Consider the following 16809-nt stretch of genomic DNA (forward strand, 5'->3'; position numbering starts at 1 on the left):
AGGTGATGAACGACGGATCGGGGTGGGACCAGCTCTTCAATACGGAAATCGGAATCAGTGCGGCTCGGCTTGGGCGTCGGCCATGAACCAGCGGCCGATCGAGATCGCCAGGTCGTACGGCGTCGGGTCGTTGCGGTTGCTCAGCACGACCACGGTCAGGCGCTGCTTCGGCCAGCGCACGATGGTGTTGCGGAAGCCGACGCTTTCGCCGGAATGCCATTGCAGGCCATCGGCGAGGCGCCAGCCGAAGCCGTACCAGGTCGCCTCCGGCGTGCTGGAAACCTGCGCCTGGCGCTCGAAGGCCAATGCGCGCGACGCTTTGCCGAGCAGGCGGTCGTCGTCCAGCGCGGCTGCCCAGCGCGCCATGTCGGCGATGTTCGAATAGATGCCGCCATCGCCGAGCACGGCGCTGTAGGCGTTCTGGTCGGTGCGTGTCCAGCCGTCGCAGGCTTTGCTGTAACCCCACGCGCGGTGCGGAACTTCAGGCCCGCCGGCCACGTAGGCCAGGGTGTCGCGCATGCCCAGCGGCTGGAAGATGCGCGTGCGCAGGTACTCCGGGAAGCTCTTCCCGGAAGCGCGCTCCGCCACCAGCGCGAGCAGCGCATAACCGCTGTTGCTGTAGCGGAAGCTGCTGCCCGGCGGGAAATACAACCGGTCTTCCTTTTCCAGCAGGGCCAGCACGCCGGCATCGCGGATCTGCCCTTCGTAAGGCGCCGCCATCAGGTCTTCGTAATCCAGCATGCCCGAGGTGTGGTCGAGCAGGTTGCGCAGGGTGATGCCGTCCGCCACCTTCGGCAGCGATGGCAGCCAGCGCTTGACCGGATCGTCGATGGCGAGTTTCCCGTCCTGCGCGAGCAGCAGGATCGCGGCGGCGGTGAACTGCTTGGTCACCGAGGCGAGCCGGTAGCCGGTCGCCGGGCTCGCCTCGATACCCCGCTCCAGGTCGGATCGCCCGTAGCTGCGGCTGAGAACGACCTTGCCGTCCTTGAGCACCAGCAGCGAGACGCCCGGCACGTCGCCGTCATAGGGCTGCATCAGACGTTCGATCTCGGCCTGCCGTCCGGAGTCGGTGGGGGCCGTCACCGGGATGTCGTAGAGGGTGTCCGGCGTGGGTTCGAGACGAAGGGTGTAGTGCCACCACTCCATCGCGTAGTTGCGAAAGCCCTGGGCTTCCATCGCGTCGCGCAGCAGGTGGCGATTCGCGCGCTGCGCGGCATTGACCTCGGGCGAATCGGTATGCGCGCGGATTCCGAAGAAATCGAAACCGGTACCCATGTCCAGCGGTTCGCAATCGACGTCATGCGCATCACATCGCAGCACGGTCAGGTCGACGGTGGCGCCGCGACTGTGGCCGGAGACCGGCGCAATGTAATCGCCGAGCAGCTTCGACTTGTCGAGGTCGGGGTAATGCGTGGCCTTGCTGCGCTGGTCGGCGCGGTCGTTCGCCCAGCGCACGAAATGGGCCACCGCGCGCACCGGTCGGTAGCAGTCGAACACGCGCAGGCGCATGTGGCGTTCGCGCAGCGCGGCATCCACCCGCGCCAGTGCCTCGGCGGCTTCGTGCTTCAGCCAGCAGCGCGGTGCCTGATAGCCGCGGATCGGCGCGCCGACGAAGTTGTTGCTGCCGGCGTAGGCGATGGATTGCGAGATGTCCGGCACCAGGCTGCGGATGTCGACCATCCTGGCCTGCTCCATCGTGACCGCTGCCGACACGCGCGGCGTTGCGTCGACTTGCGCCAGTGCCGATACCGATGCCATGCACAGTGCAAGCAGCAGGGCGAGCCGCACCGAGCCGGGAACTTCGCAGCGCTTCCGAGCACGACCGGCAGAATTTGTGGAAGGAAAATCGAACGCAAGGTATTGCGAAATTGACCACCGGTATTGTTGGATTGGCACGGCATCTCCCGGAAGCCAGATCGATGTGGATGGGCAGCGTCCATGCCGGGCTGACCCGACCCGGATTTCCGTGCCCGCCTCTTTCCCCTTTTGGGCCGTGTTTCGGGTTCCCCTCCCGATGCCCTCGATCGCATTGCACGCTGTCGTGTACGCGACCGTATCTGCCGTCGCTTGTGTAAGTAGCACGGCCATTTCAAAAGCGTCAACGACGTGCCGCGAAGGCGTCACGACCCGTCCGGAGCGGCTTCCGGCGCGATGGCATGCGTGCGAGCGGCCATGGACGCTGGCTCTGTCCGTCGGCGAAAGATCATGCGAATCCGCAAGTTACCGGGATCGTCGCCGACCCATGCGGCAGCGAACAACGCCCGGACGCGGCGCCGTGCGTCGAGGCGCGGCGGCGAAAATCCATAACCAGGGGTTGGGGTACTAGCAAATCATTCCATGGATGACCGACGCTTTCTGCGCGTTGGCGGGCACCCCGCGGACACTCCGACCCCGAAAACGCGTCAGGGACAATTCGAAGTACGCGGTGGTCTTCCGAACACTTCAGAAAAGAGTTCACGGCCACCGACGCGCGCGCGTCGGGACTCGGATCCAGGGCGGCCGACGCGAGCCGAAAACAAGCCCGACCGCTTTCAACTTCCGCCGCCCCGGTTTCGCACGCCTCAATGCGGTAACAATGACGGGGATATCCCCCACAGGAAACCGCCCCATGATCCAGCGTTTCGATACCGGTCCCCGCATGTCCAAGATCGTCATCCACAACGGCGTGGCCTATCTCGCCGGGCAGGTGCCCCAAGACGCCAGTGCCGGCATCGCCGGTCAGACCGAGCAGGTACTCCATGCCATTGACGATCTGCTGCAGCGGGCGGCGACCGACAAGGCCCATATCCTGCGTGCGGACATCTTCCTGGCCGACATGGCCGATTTCGACGGCATGAACGACGTCTGGGAGCGATGGGTGCCGCAAGGCGCCGCGCCGGCGCGTGCCACGGTGCAAGCCAGGCTCGCCCGGCCGAACTTGAAAATCGAGATCGTGATCATTGCCGCGGTGCCGTGATCAAATCAACGCGGGTCAGAGCCACTTCGTGCGGCGCTTCTCCCGCGCCGGCTCATCAGCCCACGCCCCTCGCCATGCCAGCCGCCGCGAACCATGCCGGCAAGGGGCTGACCGTCAGCCTGGGCCCTTGGCCTGCTTGACTCTGCGAAGCCATGCCGGCAAGCATGCCGAACCGGCTCAAGCCCGCCTTGCGCGGGCGGAGCAATCGGAGAGGCTACCTGGGGAGTAGCGCATCCGGCGCCGGCAGCAACGCCCATGCAATCGAGCTCCCCTTGCCCGCTTCCGACACGGGCTTCGTTACGGTCTGGTAACCACCACGGGAGAACCACGATGATCCATCGATCCTTGCTCCTGCCGCTGCTGGCGGTCCTGCTGGCGGGCTGCGATCCGGCGTCGAAGGCGACCGGCAACACCGCCGCCGCTTCGGAAGCCGCCGCGTTGCCGCTGTTCGATACCTTCGGCGACCTGCACCACGACGTGGCCACCCGCGTGCCCCTGGCGCAGCGCTATTTCGACCAGGGCCTGCGCATGACCTACGGCTTCAACCACGAAACGGCCGGGCGCTCCTTCGCCGAGGCGGCGCGGTTGGACCCGCAATGCGCAATGTGCGTCTGGGGCCAGGCCCTGGTGCTGGGGCCGAACATCAACCTGCCGATGGACCCGGCGCAGGCGAAGGATGCCACCGCCCTCGCCGCGCGCGCAGCAAGCCTGGCCGCCACCGCACGCCCGGTCGACCGCGCACTGATCCAGGCATTGCAGGCGCGTTACGCCGACCCGGCTCCGCAAGACCGCACGCCGCTGGACCGCGCCTACGCCGACGCGATGGCACGCGTGGTCGCGCAGTTCCCCGAAGACGACGACGCGGCGACCCTGTACGCAGAAGCGTTGATGGATCTTTCACCCTGGGCGTATTGGGAAAAGGACGGCGCCCCGGCCGCATTCACCCCGCGCCTGCTTGGCGAACTCGAACGCGTGCTGGCGCGCAACCCGCGTCACATCGGCGCGATGCATTACTACATTCACGCCACCGAGTCCTCACCCGAACCGCAGCGCGCCGAACCCTGGGCCGATGCCCTGGCGGCGCTGGCGCCCGGTTCGGGCCATCTGGTGCACATGCCAGCGCACACCTACATCCGCGTCGGCCGCTACCACGACGCGACGCTGACCAATCTCTCCGCCACTACCGCGGACAAGGATTTCCTGGCGATGTGCCGCGGCAGCAATGGGGTCTACCCGCTGGGCTACGTGCCGCACAACTGGCACTTCGCCACCATGACCACGGGCCTGACCGGCTCGCGCACGCTGGCGCTGCAGGCGGCGGAGCAGACCGCCCGACGCGCCGACCGTGCCGTGATGGGCGAAGCGCCGATGGAATTCATGCAGCAGTTCGTGGTGACGCCGCTGCTCACCCAGGTCCGCTTCGGCGACTGGGACGCGATCCTCGCCGATGCCGCCGCGCCGCCGGAACTGCCGTACCCCGCCGCGATCCGGCACTTCGCCCGCGGCATGGCGCACGCGCGCAAGGGCGCACTGGCCGAGGCCGCGCGTGAGGCCGCCGCCCTGCATGCCATCGCTGGCGACCCGGCCATGGCGAAGGTGAGCTTCTTCGACATCAACCATGCCGACGGCGTGTTGCGAGTGGCCGATGCCCTGCTGCACGGGGAACTGTTGCGTGCGCGGGGCAAGCACGCGCAGGCCATCGCCGCGTTGCGCGAAGCGGTGGCCGCCGAGGATGCCCTCGCCTACAACGAACCGGCCGACTGGCCGCTGCCGGTCCGCCCCTACCTGGGCGCCGCGCTGCTCGAAGCGGGCGACGCCAAGGGCGCGGTGGAAGCGTTCGACCAGGACCTGAAGACTTACCCGCTCAACGGTTGGTCGCTGTTCGGCCTGGCGCAGGCCCAACAAAAACTCGGGCGGGCCGACGCCGCACGCGAAACCTCGAAGCAGCAGGCAGCCGCGTGGCAGTGGGCCGATGCGCCGTTGACGGCAGCGCGGTACTGAGGACCATTCGGTGATTCCGGGGCACGGCCGACCGCTCGACCGGGGGCGGCGGAAGCCACGCCGCCTTCGTCATTCACGCTCGCATCAAACGATGCGTCGACGCCCTGATTTGTCATGGCTGACCCGATGACGAGGCCGGCGTCTTCCAGCGGCGACTGCCCGATCGAATAGCTGCCCATCGCGTCGGGATAGCAGGTCCAGCCTCGTTGCAGCGTGTTCTACCACTCTCTTCTTTGCTACGGCGGAATCGATGATCCGCGGTGCCGTGACGCTTGAGCATCCGACACCTCCCAAGGGATCGTCCGCGTTCAAAAGTGCCCGCCAAATCCGGGGCAGCTCACTCCGTTCCGGTTCCGCCCGGTTTGTCCCCGAGATGTGTTTCCTTCCTTGAGAAAGCGCACTTCGGCCCTGATGCTGTTGACCTGCGACTCCCTCCAGCATGTGGCCATGTTCGACAAAATCAGAAACTGGCGCGTACGGCGCACCATCGCCCGGCATCCGATCGACGAATCGCTCTGGCGAAACGCGCTGCGGCGCTGTACCGCAGCGCGCCGGCTGGGCGCTTCCGACCAGGCCACGTTGCGCGTGCTGGCAACGCAGTTCCTGCAGAGCAAGTCGCTGGAGCCGACCCAGGACTTGCATCTGGAGGACGCCGACCGCGTCCTGATCGCCGCGCATGCCTGCGTACCCATCCTGAAACTGGGCATGGACTGGTACGACGGTTGGCACAGCGTCATCGTGTACCCGGACGCGTTCATTCCGCGTCGCCCGCAAACGGACGCAGCGGGCGTGGTGCACCAGACGCACACCGTGATGGCCGGTGAGGCATGGGGGCGTGGACCGGTGATCCTGTCGTGGGCGGACGTGCTGAACAGCGGAAAGAAGCCCGGGCACAACGTGGTCATCCACGAAATGGCGCACAAGCTCGACATGCTCAACGGCGACGCCAACGGCTTTCCGCCGTTGCACCGGCGCATGGATCGCCGCGCGTGGTCGCGGGTCTTCTCGAGCGCGTGGGATCGCCTGCAGGAAGAGCAACGCAACGGGGCCGAGTTGCCACTTGACCCGTATGCGCTGGAAAGCCCGGCCGAGTTTTTTGCGGTGGCCAGCGAGCAATTTTTCGAGAGCCCGGCAACCTTGCGCGAGCACCTACCAGACGTCTATCGACAGCTTGAGCAGTTTTACCGCCAGCACCCGTTCTGAGCGGTATTGAACAGGGTCGGCTCCGGCTTCAACCCACGCGGGGGAACGACCTGATCCCCAGTCCCTGCACTCTTTGCTCAGTGACTCAGCCTTCCTTCGTCCAATTTGACCGCCTCAAGTTTCTTGTCGGTCCACGGTGTGGGCTGGATGTTGCTGGCTTTCTGGTACGCGTCCCTGGCGGCCGTGACGTCGCCTTGCGCCCAAAGCATGTCGCCTTTCATGCTCAAGCCGTATGCCTTCAGCGAGGGCACGGCCTGCATCCTGGAGGACAGGTCCGACCAGGCATGCAAATCATCGACGCCCAGACCCTTGGGCCTGGCCACGGACGAAATGGTTACCTTGGCATACGTCACGTCGGCGCTGACCATTTCCCCAGGTTCGCCCTTCGGCAGTTCCAGCGTCGGGTCTCGCAAGACATTCGGCACACCCGACTTTGCGGAAATCACATTGGCGATCATTTGGGCGCCCTGCGTACTGACGATGCGCGGGGACGCCTGCTGCGCGTTCTGCAGTGCGGTGTTTGCAGGCGTGAGCAGCCCCAGCGACGCGAGCGCATCCGCCGTCAGCACCCACTTCGCCGCGGACGGAAGTTCCGGCGCCGTGCGGGAAACTGATTCGCCGGCAACATCGGCGATTTTCGCGAACTGCTGTTCCCTCGGCAGCCGGGTCAGCTCGGCGATGTTGTCGGATGACGACAGGTAATCGGTCACCTGCGCCGTCACCTGGCGTATCACGGCGTCCTGCTTGGCCTGCACACCTTCCACGTCCTTGATGCGCACCATGATGAGTCGATCATCCAGTGGAGGCACGCTGAGCGTGAAGTGATATTCCTTTTGCAGCTGCCCGCGCATGAGCACCAGTTTCAGATTGTCACTGTGCTGTGCGGGAATGTCCTTCGGCGTGTCGTCGGGCAGCACCAGGAGATGAGGGTCCGAGATCTGCCCGATGGTGTAGCTGAGCTTGCGCGCCCCGTTGTTGATCAGGCGCGCGTCGTTCTTGCCGTTCGGGTCGGTGAGCTCGTACGTCCAGTGAGCACCTTCGGGTTGGAAGTCCGGTGTCGAGAGCAGGGGCTGGCTGGAGCTGCCGAAAACATACTTGTTGAGGGCATTGACCAGCACCACCACCGACGGATGCGTCAGCCGATCGGGCTTGACGATGGTGAGATGGTCGGTGCCCTCGATGGCGGTGGGCACGTCCTTGCAGAAGCGGGTGGCGCTGGACCATGGGACGATCATGACGCCAGCCAACGGCGCCGTTTCGTAAGCGCAGATGATGGTCGGCTTGTCCTGGTCGGGCACACGTCCCCATTCGTCGCTCAGCAATTGCAGAAAGTCGTTCTGGTCCGCCATCAGCATCTGCCTGACAGCCGGGTTGTTGACCACGTGTTGGGCGATGGCAGTGATCTGCGAACCCTCCTGTGGTGTCGCATAGAACACCATGAGCGGCACCTTGTCCCGGTGCGACGGGTTGTCGATCATCTCGCGCATCGCGACCAGCCCGCCCATGCTGTGGGCGACGAACACGACGGTCGGATAGTTCCACACGCCGTGGTACTGCAGCGACTGCTCCAGCATGTTCGCCGCCTCGCGGATATCCAGCGAACCGCCCTTCAGCTTGTTGGACGTGAATCCGAACGCAAAGATATCGACCTGGTTGCCGATACCGGGCGCGGACTTCAGCAGCGTGAAGAAGCTTTTCCCGTTGGCGTTCGTCCAGGTGCCGTCCGTATCGCCGAACAGACCGTGGACGAAGACCACCGCCACCCTGGATGGCGGCGTGGCTTGCTGGACCCAATGAGGGTCGGTGGTATTCGTCGCCGTGTTGTCGCTACCGCAGCTCGCACCGAGGGCGCTGATCCCGATCAGCAGAGCCGTGCAGAGGAAAAAACGTAGCGCAGGGCGACGCCAGGCCACCCAAGCCGATAAACGCCGCAGAGTGTCCATGGACCCTCTCCCGAAGCAACGACACGGCAGTCGCCAACGCATACTAAAGCTGCCGATTGCCGCCTTTCAATCGAAGCGGATCCGCTTTGCGTTTCGAGTCAGTTTTGCGCCGTTTTTCCGGCCGCCGCGGTCTCCACCGCCTTCAGCGCGAGTTCCTTGATCTTGAGAACACGCAACTGCTCAGCCTTCTTGAGTCCTTCGCGAGCCTCCTTGATCACCTCATGGGCCAGATTCTGGCTGGTGTGATGTCGCTTCGCCTCGATGGCGGCATCCAGCCGCAGCTGGGCTGCCTTGATCGCTTTGTCGACGCGGTAGAGGGGAGCATGCGGGTTCGTGGTCAGGGGTGGGTCGTAGCTCTTCGTCATGATGTTTCTTCGTGATCAGGACGGCACGATAGCCCGGTTTTCAGTTTTCACGGGAATCCCCTCTTTGAACACGGCACCATCCCGTTGGCAGGAAAGGTACGTTTTGCTCGGGTTTGCCACGCCCGGCGGACTCCCTGACGAATGGAGTGACCGGCCGGGCGTAGCGCATCAGATCTAGATTTGCGCCAGGCCGCCGTCGACGGCGACCTCGCTGGCGGTCATGAAGCTGCTGTCCGACGACGCGAGGAAGGCAGCCACTGCGCCGATCTCGGCCGGATCGCCCATGCGCTGGAGCGGAGTCATCGAACCGAAGGCCTTCAGACCTTCCTCGCCCAGTACTTCCTTCGCCAATTCGGTCGCTGTCGGCCCGGGCGACAGCACGTTGACACGGATGCCGGTGCCCTTCAGATCCTCCGCCCAGGTCTTCGCGAGGTTGCGCACGGCCGCCTTGCTCGCGCCGTAGGCGCTGAAGGCCGGGGCGCCCGTGGTGCCGGCGCTCGATCCGGTCAGGATGGTCGAACCGCCCGCGCCCATCAGCGGCAGCGCCTTCTGCACCGTGAAGATCGTGCCCTTCACGTTGGTGTCGAAGGTTTCGTCGATGTGTTCGGCGGTGATCTCGCCGAGCGCAAGCAGGCTTCCCGTCCCGGCATTGGCGAAGACGATGTCGAGGGTGCCGCGCTCGGTCTTCACCGCCGCGTAGAGCCGGTCCAGGTCGGCCTCGTCGGACACCGAGCCCTGCACCGCGCGGGCGTTGGGCCCGAGGTCGGCGACGGCGGCGTCGAGCGCTTCCTGCCGCCGGCCGAAGATGAAGACGAAGGCGCCCTCTTCGATGAAACGCTTTGCCGCCGCGCGGCCGATGCCGGTGGCGCCGCCGGTGATCACGGCGGTCTTTCCCTTCAGTCTGCTCATGTCTTTGATCCTTGGTTGGGATGGCGCAAATAGGTGATTACGATGCGGCGCCGGCGGTCGCCGGTCGCTCGGGTTCGTTCTTGAACAGGTCCTGGAAGATCAGCGGCGCCCAGCTCTTGTCGAGCACCTGTACCAGCGCCCCGCCCTCTGCAAGCTTCCCGAGATTCACGGGTGCGAAACCCAGTTGCTCGGCGATGTCCGCCACTTGCGCTGCGGCGGCCTGGTCGTCGCTCGACAGGAACACGACGCGGCGGCTGCCGTTGACGTTCGGGTCGGCGGCCAGCGTCCGCGCGGGCAGATGATTGAAACCCTTCACGAAGCGTGCGCCGAGGAAGGCCTTGGCGACGTCGGCCGTAGACAGACCCTCGAAACCGTTCATCGCGTCCACGACCGTCTTGCCCTGCCAGCTCGACAGTGCCTTGGCGACATCGCGATGCCCCTCGAAGAGAACGGCCAGGAAAATCACGTCCGCCTTGAGCGCTTCCTGCAGCGTCGTGGGAACGACCTTGGATCCGATCGCCTGCGCCTGCGGCAGCAGCGCTTCGGGCGCTCGCCGGCTGGCGACGGAGACTTCGATGTTGTTGCGGGCGAAAGCGCGGGCGAGGGCCTGGCCGATGGCGCCGAAACCGATGATGGCGTAGCTCATGGAGATGGTCCTTTTCAGTACGGGGTTGGGGTGGGCTGGCCTGTTCGGGCCGGTTGCCCCATCAATCTGGGTCGCTTGACGCATCAAACCAATTGACGAAAGATCGCTTGATACGATCTATTTTCTGGATAACCCGTGCTCGACAACGTCACCATCAACCAGCTGCGTGCGTTCGTTGCGGTGTGCGATCAGGGAAGCTTCTCGGGTGCGGCGCGGAAACTCGCACGCGCGCAGTCGGCCATCAGCCACGCGATCAAGGCGCTGGAAGGCGCGTTCGATGTCGAGTTGTTCGAGCGCAACACACGCAAGGCGCAGCTCACCGCGGCGGGGCGCAGCCTGTTGCCGGATGCGCGTGCGGTGATCTCCCGCACGGAAGAAATGAAGAACCGCGCCGGCGCGATCGCGCGGACCGGGGTGCCGCAGGTTTCGGTGGCGATCGACGCCTACTTCCCGCGCGTCCACCTGATCGACTGTTTGCGGACGCTGCAAGAGGAGTTCCCCACCGCAGTGATCAACCTGCGAATCACGAGCATGCAGGGCGGCGAAGACCTGGTGCTTGAAAGGGTGTGTGCCCTGGCCGTCACGATCGAGAACGTGCCGGCGGTGAACCCGGATGCGATGGAACGCCACTGGCTGTGCGAAGCGAAGATGGTGACGGTCTGTGCGCCCTCCCATCCGCTCGCTTCGGCACCGAAACCCATCCCGCTGGACGAGTTTGGCCGGCATGTCCAGATCGTCGTTACCGACAACCAGCCCGGAGCGGAAAAGACCCAACAGGGAGTGGCCGGCAAGCGCCAGTGGCTGGTCAATGACCTCGGCGCCAAGTGTGATCTTCTCAAGGCCGGTCTCGGCTGGGGCCACTTGCCGTGGCACCTCGTCGGCGAGGATCTGGCGAGCGGACAGCTCGTCGAACTTGAACGCCGCGCCTGGCACGTCGGCCCGCTCACGTTCGTGCTCTCGCAACGACGGGGCTATGACCTCTCCCCGTGCGAGTCGCGACTGGTCGAACTGCTGGGCCAGGCGCAGTGCATCCCGAAGAAAGCCAGGCAGCGCTCCGCCTCGGCTAAAGGTGCAAAAGCCTGAAGGCCCCGTGCGTGGGCAACACAGCCCGCATGGCTTGCTGCGCATGGACCAACGCCCGCGAAGCAGATCAGCGGCAGTCTGCTTTCCAGAACATGGGTCGGCGTCGGCTTTTCAAATCAGGTGCGCTCTGACCCCTGCTTTGATGCCTGCCGTGGAGGAAAATGGACCCGACCACTTTGGTTGGAGCGTCAGGACGAGGACCCGCGGATGCGGTTGAGCAAGGTCGTGTATGTGCGGGTGAAAACGCCGCTGGGTGTGTTCGTGGTGGCGGCACGCGACGGGGCGCTGAAGGGCGGCTGGTTCGAGGGGCAGAAGTATTTTCCCGAGATCGACCCGGACACCGGTTGGCGCGAGGACGAGACGGCCTTGTTGCACGCGGCTCGGCAACAGCTCGATGCTTATTTTGCCGGCGCGCTGACGCGTTTCGAGGTGCCGCTGGCGCCCGAAGGCACGGCGTTCCAGCAACAGGTGTGGAACGCGCTGTGCGCGGTGCCCTGCGGTGAGACCACGACTTATGCGGCGCTTGCACGCGCGCTGGGCCGGCCCGACGCCTTTCATCCGGTCGGGGCCGCGATCGGACGCAACCCGATCTCGTTGTTCGTTCCGTGTCATCGCGCCCTGGGCAGCGACGGTTCGTTGACCGGTTACGCGGGCGGGCTCGAGCGCAAGCGCTGGCTGTTGGCTCACGAAGGCCGGGAGCGCGACCTGTTCGACTGAGAAAACGCCGGGGCGGAGTGCACTTTCCACGCGCTTCCTTGACGCATGCTAGCCCGCGAGCAACTCCTCGCACCGCTCCCTGAGAAACGAGCGTCATTGCGTGATTGCTGGCGTCAGCCTCGACCGGTGTGCGCAGACAAGATGCAGGGGCGCCGGTTCGCCATGCGACGGCGGGATGACCTCGGCCAAGCGACCTGCACCAAGTCCGGCATCAGATCGAGGCGCGATTTGTAGATCAGGCCTTCCGCAGCCACTGCCCGGCGCCACACGGCATCCGCGTCATCGCTGATGCGATTACCCGATGTCGCGACGGTCCGGTCGCCTGCCGGCAGCGTAAAGCGCCAGCGCTCTTGGAGCGGCTCGCTCCACACGAAGCGCAGGCAGTTGTGCCGGTCAGTTTGCTGGAATTGTCGTCGGCAGCTTCGCGTTGCCGTCACCGGGTGCTTACGCGCCAAGGTCCACAATGGTCGTACCGCCCCTCGATCTACATCGCCGCCGCCCGACCCATCGCGGCGGTCAGCCGTAGATTTGTGCGACGTGATCACGCGAAGGCTTTCTTGTCCTCGTCCGGAAGATGGGAGCCCGAAGCGGAGAACGCGTCGTTTGCTTCCACCCAGTCGAGGAGAGGAACGATGAAATGTCCAGCCCGTAGTGCGAGGTTCGCCAAGTCCATGCTGCTTGGCGTCGCGTTCGTCACCATCCCGGTCGCGGCCTTGCATGCCCAAGACAACCAGAGCAGGGTCAGGCAGGGTTTCGCGTTGAACCCGGTGCCGCTCAATCTCAACGGCAAGAATCCTGCACTGGTTGGCCTCGGTAGCTACATCGTCAACACGGGAGGCTGCAACGATTGCCATACCAATCCGGCGTTTGCCGCTGGCGGCAATCCCTATCTCGGTCAGCCTGAGCGGATCAACACAGCCGAATTCATGGCAGGTGGCCGTTTGTTTCCGCCATCCCCATTCAAGTCGGCCAACCTCACGCCCGATGCAACCGGCAAGCCGGCAGGCCTGACTCTTTATCAATTCATCGCGACGTTGCGCACGGGACACGACCCACTCGACCCGCCAGGCGCACTGCTGCAGATCATGCCGTGGCCGGCATTCGGGAAGAAAACCGATCTCGACCTCCGCGCGATCTATGAATACTTGCGCGCGATTCCACCGCTGCCCGACAACCCGCATCCCAGTCCCAATCCGTAAAGTGGGATTCAGGCAAACCCTGACGCGGGCGGGCGAGCAGCTGAGCGAACAAAACGGGGACCAGAGTCGACTTTCAAGAAAGCGCACTCTGATCTCTGTTTTCGCCTGGTCCCGGTTTCCCGGGCCAGCTCGCTCCGCCCCCGTTGTTCCTGCTTGCGGCCCTACCCGCGCAACAGGAAGAACGGAAGCGTCACCAAGGCCAACGCGAAGAGGATGCCCAACAGGCTCATCACGACGCGCAGCGGGTCTGCACGAAGCAAGGTGATGAACGTCGCCGCGGTGCCTGCGCGCTTGGCAGCGGCGTATTCGGCACGGGCGCGCGTCGCGCGCTGCTGCTGGTAGTCGTCCATCGCGCGCCTGGCGTCCGCGAAGGCCGCGTCTTCCGTGATCCAGATGCCCCCAGCCGAGATACCCCAGATGCTGGGCCTGGTTTCGTAGTACGCGATCCCCTGCGCGTCGAGCATCGCTCGCACATCGTCGGCTTCATCACCGGGGACGTCACGCAGATTCATGAGCAGTTTGGACATGCCGCCATGATAGCCGCCCCCAAGCCCTCCGGCCGCGTTGTGCCAGTACGGAATCACGTGAACCTGACCGGGTTCTTCGGCCGCTCAAAGCTCGGGTACGTCCCCCGACTCGAACAGCACTCGCGGGGTGCCGTACTCTCCGCTGTCTTCGTCCACGTCCATGCTGTACGCGACGACGCCGGCATGCTTGCCGGCCAGCAGCCCTGCCCTGCGCGCTGCCTCATCGGCCGTCTTGAACTGCAGGACCTGGCCTGGTTTCAGGCCATTCTTCACCCGGTCGAAGGGCTGTACTACGTGGATCGTTTCCATATTTGCTCCTGGGTTGAAGCAAGTATGACGGGTTGGTATATCAGCACGACAAAGGCCAGAGTCGCCTTTCTTGAGAAGGCCCACTCTGGGCCCGGTTTCGATTTACCTTCCTCCGTCCCGGTTCCGGTTTCTCTGCTGGGCGGCCAAGGCCAACCCTCGCCAGGGACGAGACTTAATTAGCCATGAGATGGCCCGACCCCGCTTTTCCAGCCGTGCCGCGTCCACCTCGGCAATGGACCCATCGTGGATCGGGGGCGGGCTGTGGTTTTCGCGTACGATCCGACGACACGTTCGCCCACTTCATCCAGGAAATCCCATGCCGCTTCGCCACGTGCGCGCCTGCGTCTTGCTCTGCCTCGCCCTGTTCCTGGGTGCCTCGCCGCTGCTGGCCGAGGAGCGCGTGGATGCCGCCACATGGGGTCCGTACGCGCGCCTGGTTGACCACACGCAACAATCGGAAACTGGCTACCGCCTGCATTGGCACTGGGCCGAACCGAACCGGAAGCTACTCGAGGACTGGTACGACGCCTATAGCGGCGAGCTGTCCTACACCACCACCATCGTGCCGGGCGCGCAGCCCGGACAACTGGTGCTGGAAAGTCCGAAGTTCGGCCACAAGCGATGGCTCGGCACCGTCGAGCCCGACGGCTCGGTGCTGTACATCGGCGTGGGCATGCTGAAGGCGCCCTACCGCGTGCGTGTCGACGACGAGGGCCGCATGGCGATGGTCTTCGTGCGCATCAAGGGCGACCAGATCACCGAGAACTTCACCACCCAGTACGACCATGCCGACGCGAAAGGGCTGATCCTGCGCCCGGTCGCGACGCCGGCCGACCCGAAAACCTGGGGCGTCTATGCGCGCCTGGTCGGCACCCGCCTGGCCGGCAAGATGTGGACCGGCATCTCCTGGCGCTGGACCAGCGACAACGTGATGCTGCAGGACCACGGCGTGCTGTACGGAAAGATGCAGATCGACCTGGAAGGCGGCAACGGCCTGCGCATGACCTCGGGCAAGTCCGATGAAGTCTGGACCGGCCGCGTCGGACCGGACGGCGCCGTGGTCTGGACCGACAAGAAGGGGGATTCGGTGCGGATGCGGATCGACGGCGACGAGGCGGTGATGGATCGCGTGACGCTGAGGGATGGCGTGGTCGTGAAGTCGCGTGCGGAGCAGCGCTTCAGGGGCCACCTGGGGGCGGCGGCACTGTAGGCACACAACTAACCGGGCCAGCTCAACCTGACACCCTTTTTCCTGCATACCGGCGGCACGCCGGCCCTGTTTCCTGTCCGACATCGAGCGACGTGCATTCCCTGGAGCCCCTGCATGAAAAACATCCTGTCGAACGCACGCCACGCCATCCCGGCGGCGTGCCTTCTCCTTCTTTCGGTGGCGCTGTCCGGCTGCAGCGGCCCCGCCGACAGCGTCAAGGCGGCGAGCCATGACCTCGCGATCACCAACGCGACCATCGTCGACGGCACCGGCAAGCCTGCGTACAAGGGCACGGTGCTGATCCGCGACGGCCGGTTTGCGGCGGTCGGCAACTTCGACACCTCCACGCTGGACGTCGCGCGCACCATCGACGCCGGCGGCAAGGTGCTCGCGCCCGGTTTCATCGACATGCATTCGCATGGCGACCCGGTGACGCAGTCGTTCGAGAATTTTCTCGCGATGGGCGTGACCAGCGTCGTGCTCGGGCAGGATGGAAGCAACCCGGTCGACACGCCATTGAAGCCTTGGCTTGCGACGCTGGAAGCCGACGGCGCCGAGGTCAACGTGCTGGCGCTGGCCGGCCATGGCGACATCCGCCGCGAGGCGGGCATCCCCGACGCGGTGCGCAAGCTCGACGCCGCACAGTCGCAGCGCCTGGCCGAGGTGCTGGAGGCATCACTGGCGCTCGGCCTGCACGGCATGTCCACCGGGCTGGAGTACGTTCCCGGGATCTACTCCGAGCCGTCGGAAATCGTCGCGCTGGGCAAGGTCATCAACCGCCGTGGCGGCATCTTGATCAGCCACATGCGCAGCGAGAACGACGACCGGATCGAGGATTCGATCCGCGAGCTGGTCTCGCACAATCCGGACGGCCGCGTGCACATCTCGCACCTGAAGGTCATTTACGGCAAGGGTGCGGAGCGTGCGAAGTCGCTGCTCGACTTCATCGATAACCTCGCACAGCAAGGTCATGCCTTGACGGCCGATGCCTATCCCTACACCGCCGGTTACACCTGGATCGGCATCGTGTTTCCGGAGTGGGCGCTGCCGCCCACCGACTACACGAAGATAGTGGCCGAACGGCGCGACGAGCTGGCAAAGTATCTGCAGGAGCGCGTCACCGGCCGCGGCGGCCCGGAGGCGATCCTGTTCGGCACGGCCCCTTATCCGGGCAAGCGGCTGGCCGAAGTGGCGGCGAAGAAAAAACAGTCCTTCGTCGACGTGCTGATCGAGCTTGGCCCCACGGGCGCCTCCGCGGCGCACTTCACCATGGACGCAACGTTGCAGGACGCGCTGGTCGCAAGCATGAAAACCGCGCTGTCGACCGATGGCGGCCCGGGTCTTTCGCATCCGCGCAGCAGCGGCACCTATGCGCGGCTGATCGAGCACTTCGTGGTCAAGACCGGGCAGTTGAGTCTGGAAGATGCGGTGTACAAGGTGAGCGGGCTGCCGGCACGAATCATGGGCCTGCCCGATCGCGGCACGATCAAGGTCGGCCAGTGGGCCGATGCGGTGCTGTTCGACCCCGCGTCGGTGCGCGAGCGTTCGACCTATGTCGAGCCGCATGCCCTCGCCGAAGGGTTCGACCTGGTGCTGGTCAACGGTCTGGTCGCGCGCGAGAACGGACGCCTGCAGGAAAAGCACGCCGGTATGCTGATCAAGCCGGCGGCCGCCGAGTAAGTTCGCTGCGCGGGCCTGCCCTGGCGGTGCCCGCGTGACACGCACCAGTCGACGTCGCCGC

The 16809-nt window shown here is 65.2% G+C and carries 15 protein-coding genes; 8 read left to right on the plus strand and 7 right to left on the minus strand.

The genetic code is table 11. The annotated features are described in order from the left end of the window. Nucleotides 1-54: 54 nt before the first annotated feature. The gene (locus ABD024_RS16300; protein ID WP_425543140.1) at nucleotides 55-1758 is read right to left on the minus strand and encodes a serine hydrolase; all 1704 of its coding nucleotides are present in this window, start codon (nucleotides 1756-1758) and stop codon (nucleotides 55-57) included. A gap of 850 nt (nucleotides 1759-2608) precedes the next feature. Between ABD024_RS16300 and ABD024_RS10525 the strand changes: the two genes are divergently transcribed. From ABD024_RS10525 to ABD024_RS10535, 3 genes are all read left to right on the plus strand, one after another. Continuing rightward, nucleotides 2609-2956 (plus strand): RidA family protein, encoded by a 348-nt coding sequence (locus ABD024_RS10525; RefSeq protein ID WP_343852342.1) that lies wholly within the window; start codon nucleotides 2609-2611, stop codon nucleotides 2954-2956. 330 nt (nucleotides 2957-3286) lie between these two features. Then, nucleotides 3287-4957, plus strand: a complete 1671-nt coding sequence (locus ABD024_RS10530; protein WP_343852344.1) for a tetratricopeptide repeat protein — start codon at nucleotides 3287-3289, stop codon at nucleotides 4955-4957. Between the two features lie 447 nt (nucleotides 4958-5404). Next, entirely contained in the window at nucleotides 5405-6160 is a 756-nt protein-coding gene (locus ABD024_RS10535; RefSeq protein ID WP_343852346.1) for a M90 family metallopeptidase, read from the plus strand. Nucleotides 6161-6237: 77 nt separating this feature from the next. Here the strand turns inward: ABD024_RS10535 and ABD024_RS10540 are convergent, their stop codons facing one another. From ABD024_RS10540 to ABD024_RS10555, 4 genes are all read right to left on the minus strand, one after another. Beyond that, nucleotides 6238-8103: an esterase/lipase family protein gene (locus tag ABD024_RS10540; RefSeq protein ID WP_343852348.1), complete on the minus strand. Its 1866-nt coding sequence runs from the start codon at nucleotides 8101-8103 to the stop codon at nucleotides 6238-6240. 98 nt (nucleotides 8104-8201) lie between these two features. Continuing rightward, nucleotides 8202-8468 (minus strand): hypothetical protein, encoded by a 267-nt coding sequence (locus ABD024_RS10545; RefSeq protein ID WP_343852350.1) that lies wholly within the window; start codon nucleotides 8466-8468, stop codon nucleotides 8202-8204. Nucleotides 8469-8642: 174 nt separating this feature from the next. Beyond that, entirely contained in the window at nucleotides 8643-9377 is a 735-nt protein-coding gene (locus ABD024_RS10550) for an SDR family NAD(P)-dependent oxidoreductase (RefSeq protein WP_343852352.1), read from the minus strand. 37 nt (nucleotides 9378-9414) lie between these two features. After that, the gene (locus tag ABD024_RS10555) at nucleotides 9415-10023 is read right to left on the minus strand and encodes an NADPH-dependent F420 reductase (protein ID WP_343852355.1); all 609 of its coding nucleotides are present in this window, start codon (nucleotides 10021-10023) and stop codon (nucleotides 9415-9417) included. A 135-nt stretch (nucleotides 10024-10158) separates the two neighbouring features. Here ABD024_RS10555 and ABD024_RS10560 point away from each other — a divergent pair, with 135 nt between their 5' ends. From ABD024_RS10560 to ABD024_RS10570, 3 genes are all read left to right on the plus strand, one after another. Then, on the plus strand, nucleotides 10159-11106 hold the full coding sequence (locus ABD024_RS10560; RefSeq protein WP_343852357.1) for a LysR family transcriptional regulator: 948 nt from the start codon (nucleotides 10159-10161) through the stop codon (nucleotides 11104-11106). 180 nt (nucleotides 11107-11286) lie between these two features. Beyond that, a complete protein-coding gene (locus ABD024_RS10565; protein WP_343852359.1) occupies nucleotides 11287-11823 on the plus strand; it encodes a methylated-DNA--[protein]-cysteine S-methyltransferase in 537 nt (178 codons plus the stop codon). A gap of 632 nt (nucleotides 11824-12455) precedes the next feature. Then, nucleotides 12456-13022 carry a hypothetical protein gene (locus ABD024_RS10570; protein WP_343852361.1) on the plus strand — a complete coding sequence of 189 codons (567 nt, stop codon included), beginning with the start codon at nucleotides 12456-12458 and terminating at the stop codon, nucleotides 13020-13022. A gap of 161 nt (nucleotides 13023-13183) precedes the next feature. Here the strand turns inward: ABD024_RS10570 and ABD024_RS10575 are convergent, their stop codons facing one another. Together ABD024_RS10575 and ABD024_RS10580 are read right to left on the minus strand one after the other, a co-directional pair. Further along, nucleotides 13184-13549 carry a DUF6164 family protein gene (locus ABD024_RS10575; protein ID WP_343852363.1) on the minus strand — a complete coding sequence of 122 codons (366 nt, stop codon included), beginning with the start codon at nucleotides 13547-13549 and terminating at the stop codon, nucleotides 13184-13186. 84 nt (nucleotides 13550-13633) lie between these two features. Next, the gene (locus ABD024_RS10580; RefSeq protein WP_343852365.1) at nucleotides 13634-13858 is read right to left on the minus strand and encodes a hypothetical protein; all 225 of its coding nucleotides are present in this window, start codon (nucleotides 13856-13858) and stop codon (nucleotides 13634-13636) included. 316 nt (nucleotides 13859-14174) lie between these two features. Between ABD024_RS10580 and ABD024_RS10585 the strand changes: the two genes are divergently transcribed. After that, the gene (locus tag ABD024_RS10585; protein ID WP_343852368.1) at nucleotides 14175-15068 is read left to right on the plus strand and encodes a hypothetical protein; all 894 of its coding nucleotides are present in this window, start codon (nucleotides 14175-14177) and stop codon (nucleotides 15066-15068) included. A gap of 114 nt (nucleotides 15069-15182) precedes the next feature. Beyond that, a complete protein-coding gene (locus ABD024_RS10590; RefSeq protein WP_343852370.1) occupies nucleotides 15183-16748 on the plus strand; it encodes an N-acyl-D-amino-acid deacylase family protein in 1566 nt (521 codons plus the stop codon). Nucleotides 16749-16809: the final 61 nt, after the last annotated feature.

Source organism: Rhodanobacter soli (assembly GCF_039523495.1).
GTDB lineage: Bacteria > Pseudomonadota > Gammaproteobacteria > Xanthomonadales > Rhodanobacteraceae > Rhodanobacter > Rhodanobacter soli.